Source organism: Psychrobacter sp. AOP7-A1-24 (genome assembly GCF_052376235.1).
In the GTDB taxonomy this organism is placed as follows: domain Bacteria; phylum Pseudomonadota; class Gammaproteobacteria; order Pseudomonadales; family Moraxellaceae; genus Psychrobacter.
The window spans coordinates 1-5,327 of sequence record NZ_JBQSVM010000078.1 but is presented as its reverse complement, the minus strand read 5'-3'; the positions used below and the strand labels follow the sequence as shown (position 1 = coordinate 5,327).

Here is a 5,327-nt window from a genome sequence, read left to right as displayed (position 1 = left end):
CTAGCAATGCTAGTAATCACGATTCCTGTGGTATATCCAATCATTCTAGCGTTAGGGTTCGATCCAGTATGGTTTGGCATTATTGCGGTATTGACGGTAGAGCTTGGTTTGATCACGCCGCCGATGGGTATGAATATTTTTGTGATTAAGGCGATGGCGCCGCACATTAAGCTGAGCGATATGTTCCGCGGGGTGGCTCCATTCATTGTCTCTGATGTGATTCGTTTGGTTGTCCTAGTGATGTTCCCTGCTATATCACTTGTGCTGTTGGGGTAGGTCTATCAGACAGTCAACAACACACTTATCACAAGGCTTATCGTTAAAGTGCACCGCACTATTCATGATGTTGCGTATTGATGTACGTAACATCATGCAGAAGAAGTTTCGTAAGAAAATAGTAGTACCCCTTAGATAGTTTTTAACAAGGAAATGATATGTCTAACTACACAAATTTAAATCATAATTACATAGCAGGCGAATGGCGTGATGGTACATCGAGTCATAAAATCGTAACAAGTAATCCGTTCACTGGTGAAGATATCGCCACGTTTAAAGCTGCCAGCCTAGATGATATTAACAAGTCTTATGAGGCACTAGAGCAAGTACAACAAGACTGGTGTCAGACTAATCCTTATGCTGTGAGCCAGATTGTTGAGCAAGCAGCAAAAGTAATGAGTAACCGTCGAGACGAGTTGGTTGACTTGCTAGTGCGTGAGTCTGGTTCTACCGTGATGAAAGCCAATATCGAGGTTGATGCCTGCATTGGGGTTATTAAAGTGGCTGCCGAGTACCCGTTTTTATTAGAAACTACGGTTGCGCGCTCAGCCGTTCCTAATAAAAGAAATCACATCATTCGTAAGCCAGTCGGTGTGGTGACGGTAATTGGTCCTTTCAACTTCCCAATGTTTTTAGCCATGCGCTCGGTCGTCACCGCATTAGCGAGTGGTAATACTGTGTTATTAAAACCTGCGTCCACAACTCCTATTACTGGCGGTATTTTACTCGCCAAAATCTTTGAGGAGGCAGGTTTTCCCTCAGGTGTGTTGACAGTGGTTGTACCCAAAACCTCTGAGATTGGTGATTCGTTATATACACATCCTATTCCGCGTGTCATTTCATTCACTGGCTCGACTGAGGTTGGTCAGCTCATAGGAGAGATGACGGGGCGCAAAATTAAGCGTTCTATTTTAGAGCTGGGTGGCAACAATGCTTTTGTAGTGCTTGACGATGCCGATATTGATTATGCGGCACGTTCTGCAGTCTTTGGTCGTTTCTTACACAGTGGTCAGATTTGTATGTCAGTTAACCGTGTCATTGTTCATGAGTCTATCTTTGATACGTTTGCCGAAAAGTTTGTCGAATATACAAAAGGACTGAACGTTGGTGACCCATCAAGACCTGATGTGTTAGTGGGGCCTTTGATTGATGAGCGCGAAGCTGTGCGGGTGGAGCAGGCTGTACAACAAGCAGTGCAAGAAGGTGCTGAGATAATTCTTGAAGGTAAGCGTGACGGTGCGCTCGTTTATCCATACGTCCTAAAGGGCAGTAACGACGTTTATTCTGCACGTACAGAAATGTTTGGTCCTGTAGTTACGTTGATTTCACACAAAGGTGATGCTGATGCCTTACGCTTAGCAAACGACACCAATGCTGGATTGAGCGGTGCTGTGCATTCTGCAGATATCTCCCGAGCACAAAGGTTTGCGGCAGGATGGCATACAGGCATGGTTCACATTAATGATCAAAGTGTCAATGATGAGCCGCGCGTTGCCTTTGGTGGTGAAAAAGCATCAGGGGTGGGTCGCTTCGGTCGTCACATTACCTTCGATGAGTTCACGACTTATCAATGGGTATCAGTACAAACTGAACAGCGTCCATATCCTGTTTAGTGGTTTTTAATAATTGACTATGAATAAGTAATTTTGAATTTAAGAATTTAGGTATTAAGGTTCTTATTACCAATTACTCAGGCGTATGAGAGCGGCATAGATTGGAAGCTATGTCCATTTATCTATCACAATAATTGTCTCCCATCAAAAAAAGGAATTCATGATGAGTAAAACCTTTTCAATCAGCTTAGTATTGTCGGCTCTAGTGGGTATGACGGCTTGTTCATCAGATGACAGCACCACTCAAAGTGCTCAAGAAGTCACCACTCTGCGTTTCTCACATTTTTGGCCAGCCACCTCGACCACAAATACAGAAATATTTGAATACTGGGCAAAAAAAGTAGAGGAAGACTCACAAGGTAGGATTCAGATCGAGATATTCCCTTCTGCAACACTCAGTAAACCAAACGCAACCTATGATGCAGTTGCCAGTGGTGTGGTCGATATTGGGTCTACGCTCCAAGGCTATACCAATGGCCGCTTTCCATTGACTCAAATTACTGAGCTACCAGGGCTTTCAAACTCGGCAACACAACTAAACTGTATGCTCCATAATCTATATGACGATGGTGTGATTGCAAGTGAGTACGAAGACACTCATGTGTTGTTCATGATGGGAACCGGCCCTGGCGGTTTTCACACGGTAGACAAGCCGATTCGTACACCAGATGACTTAGCCGGAATGCGTATTCGAGGTCCTTCAGCAATAACGGGCAATATCATTGACGCAGCAGGTGGCACGCCAGTGGGATTGCCAGTGACCGATATTTATACCTCTTTGCAGCGCGGTGTATTGGACGGCATAAGCTTACCTTGGGATGCTATGGGTTCCTTTAAGTTGACAGAGATAACCAACACTCATACGAATATCCCATTTTATAGCTCACCGATTGTTGTGACCATGAATAAAGATAAATATGAAAGCTTGCCAGATGATCTTAAAAAAATTATCGATAATAATTCGGGTGCGGCGATGGCCAAAATAGCGGGCAAGGTGTTCGATGAAGATGACGCAAGACATATGGCTGAAGCCAAAGCTAAGGGTGACTCAATCATAGATATCCCCAATCCACTAGAAAATCCTGAATGGAAAAAGCCTTTAGAAGCAGGCACACAAAAATATTTAACAGATCTTACCAAGCAGGGTTTGGACGCTCAAACAGCTTATCAAAAAACTATAAAAGCCAGTGCCGCATGTCAGTCTTAATAGCTAGGTCACTTGCTCCGATAGTAAGGTCTGTAAAGCAGTCAAATATTCAACAGGCCTTAGTATTAACAATTTTGACAATCAACGCTTAGCAATAAGCAATAAGCAATTAGTGACAAGGATGTCTTTTATGTCTTCTATCCAGCATACAGATACTGTACAACAAGTGACGTTTCGTTTGATGCGTGAACTTAATATGACGACAGTATTTGGTAATCCCGGCTCTACTGAGCTTAATTTCTTGAATAACTTTCCTGAAGATTTTGAATATATATTGGCTTTACAAGAATCATCTGTTGTGGCGATGGCGGATGGCTATGCTCAAGCATCTGGTAATGCTGCCTTTATAAATCTGCACTCAGCAGTAGGGGTTGGCCATGCCTTGGGAAATATATTCACAGCATATCGAAATCACACACCTTTGGTCATAACGGCAGGCCAGCAATCTCGTAGCATTTTACCATTTGCACCTTATCTTGGCGCAGATCACGCTGCCGACTTTCCAAAACCGTATGTTAAATGGAGCATCGAGCCTGCGCGTCCTGAGGATGTGCCATTGGCAATCGCTCAAGCGTACCATATTGCGATGCAGCATCCACGTGGTCCAACCTTTGTATCGATACCTTCTGATGATTGGGATAAAACGACCTGTATGCCTCACTACTCAAAAGTGATTGAGGGTACAATACCAACGCCCGAAGCTATTAATCAGCTCTTGGAGGTACTCAAAAACAGTCAAAATTTAGCTATAGTTGTTGGTGCAGATGTCGATAGGCAGGGCGCATTTGATAATGCTGTTAAACTGGTTGAGCGGCTACAAGCACACGTTTGGGCAGCACCGTATTCGAGTCGAGCCAGTTTTCCAGAAGATCATCCTCAGTTTGCAGGGTTTTTGCCTGCGCTTCCTGAGCAGCTGTCAGAAAAATTGTCTGGGTATGATGTAGTTCTAGTGATTGGCGCCCCTGTGTTTACGCTACACATTGCAGGAGATGTGACGATATTTGATTCAGCAGTCAAAATATATCAAATTACCGACGACCCAAAGTATGCGGCATTTGCCTCTGCAACCACCACTTTATTCGGTTCAATCAATCACAGTATTAGTGCCATGTTGGATAAAATCCTTCCTTTATCTGACTTTCAGAGTGACAAATTTGTCATGCCACTGCGTCCTGCTGCGCCCAAGGTAACTGGAGCGACCCCTATTCCAGTGGAATATGCCATTGATCTGCTGTCGCATGCACGACCATCTGAATCTATCGTCGTCGAAGAAGCGCCTTCTCATCGCTCTGTTATTCAACGTTTTTTGCCCATTACACAAGCGCAAGGCTTTTTTACGATGTCCAGTGGCGGTCTTGGCTATGCACTACCAGCATCAGTAGGAGTCGCATTATCCACCAATAAACGGGTTGTATGTTTAATTGGTGATGGTTCTTCTATGTATTCCATTCAAGCTGTTTGGACGGCCGCGCAGTTGAATTTGCCGGTGACATTTATTGTGCTAAACAATTTTGGGTATGGTGCCATGCATTCTTTTGGCAAAATTATGAGGAGTCAGGCTGTACCAGGGCTTGATTTGCCCAATATCGATTTTGTGCAATTGGCCAATAGTATGGGGTGTGAAGGTGCCCGTATCAAAGAGCATGAAAATCTGCCCGAAGCAATCCATAAAGCGGTCAATGCATCGGGCTGTTATCTGTTAGAAATTATTGTTGATGCGGATACTGGCAATATTTAGCGGCTATTTGTAATGTTGTGAGTTCCATTTAATAAAAAAGTATAATTTTAGACTTATACCTATATAAATATGAGTGTGAAAATTTTTTTGGATTACTTGAGTTAGGTGGATAAACTTAAAGCCATTAAGAAGTAATAATTCATTGATAAGGAAATAGAAATGAAGAATGTTATTCCAGTATTAGGTATGATTGCTTTAAGTTGTAGCAGTCTTGTGCACGCTGATACATATATAGTTAATAATTATGCTGATGATAATTCACAAGGAACACTACGCTGGGCAATTGAACAGTCTAATACTAACAACACACAAGGAAATGAGATCTTAATCCAAGCTGTTGGTAGAGCACCTTATATAATTAAAGCTAGTAAACCATTGCCACCAATAACATCCTCAGTGAAAATTGTTGGAACGGAGTGGGCTAAAACAGGAGAGTATATTGCAATTGATGGTTCGCAATATATCAAGGGCGAAGGCGCGAAAGCGTGTCCGG

The 5,327-nt window shown here is 43.1% G+C and carries 4 protein-coding genes and 1 pseudogene; all 5 read left to right on the top strand.

What is annotated here, in order from left to right; all coding sequences use genetic code 11:
• Positions 1-276, top strand: a 276-nt coding sequence (locus ACT3QQ_RS13595) for a TRAP transporter large permease subunit (protein ID WP_444527726.1), incomplete at its 5' end; no start/stop codon positions are given.
• Between the two features lie 158 nt (positions 277-434).
• On the top strand, positions 435-1,889 hold the full coding sequence (locus ACT3QQ_RS13590) for an aldehyde dehydrogenase family protein (protein ID WP_444522507.1): 1,455 nt from the start codon (positions 435-437) through the stop codon (positions 1,887-1,889).
• A 163-nt stretch (positions 1,890-2,052) separates the two neighbouring features.
• Positions 2,053-3,096, top strand: a complete 1,044-nt coding sequence (locus ACT3QQ_RS13585; protein ID WP_444522596.1) for a TRAP transporter substrate-binding protein — start codon at positions 2,053-2,055, stop codon at positions 3,094-3,096.
• A 130-nt stretch (positions 3,097-3,226) separates the two neighbouring features.
• Positions 3,227-4,834, top strand: coding sequence for a benzoylformate decarboxylase (gene mdlC / locus ACT3QQ_RS13580; protein ID WP_444522508.1), 1,608 nt, complete (start codon positions 3,227-3,229; stop codon positions 4,832-4,834).
• 159 nt (positions 4,835-4,993) lie between these two features.
• Positions 4,994-5,327: pseudogene (locus tag ACT3QQ_RS13575) on the top strand (3-dehydroshikimate dehydratase); the annotation flags it as partial.

Excerpts from the sequence above, each read along its gene's own strand:
- ACT3QQ_RS13590 (WP_444522507.1), top strand. The coding sequence starts at position 435 with ATGTCTAACTACACAAATTTAAATCATAATTACATAGCAGGCGAATGG.
- ACT3QQ_RS13585 (WP_444522596.1), top strand. The coding sequence starts at position 2,053 with ATGAGTAAAACCTTTTCAATCAGCTTAGTATTGTCGGCTCTAGTGGGT.
- mdlC (WP_444522508.1), top strand. The coding sequence starts at position 3,227 with ATGTCTTCTATCCAGCATACAGATACTGTACAACAAGTGACGTTTCGT.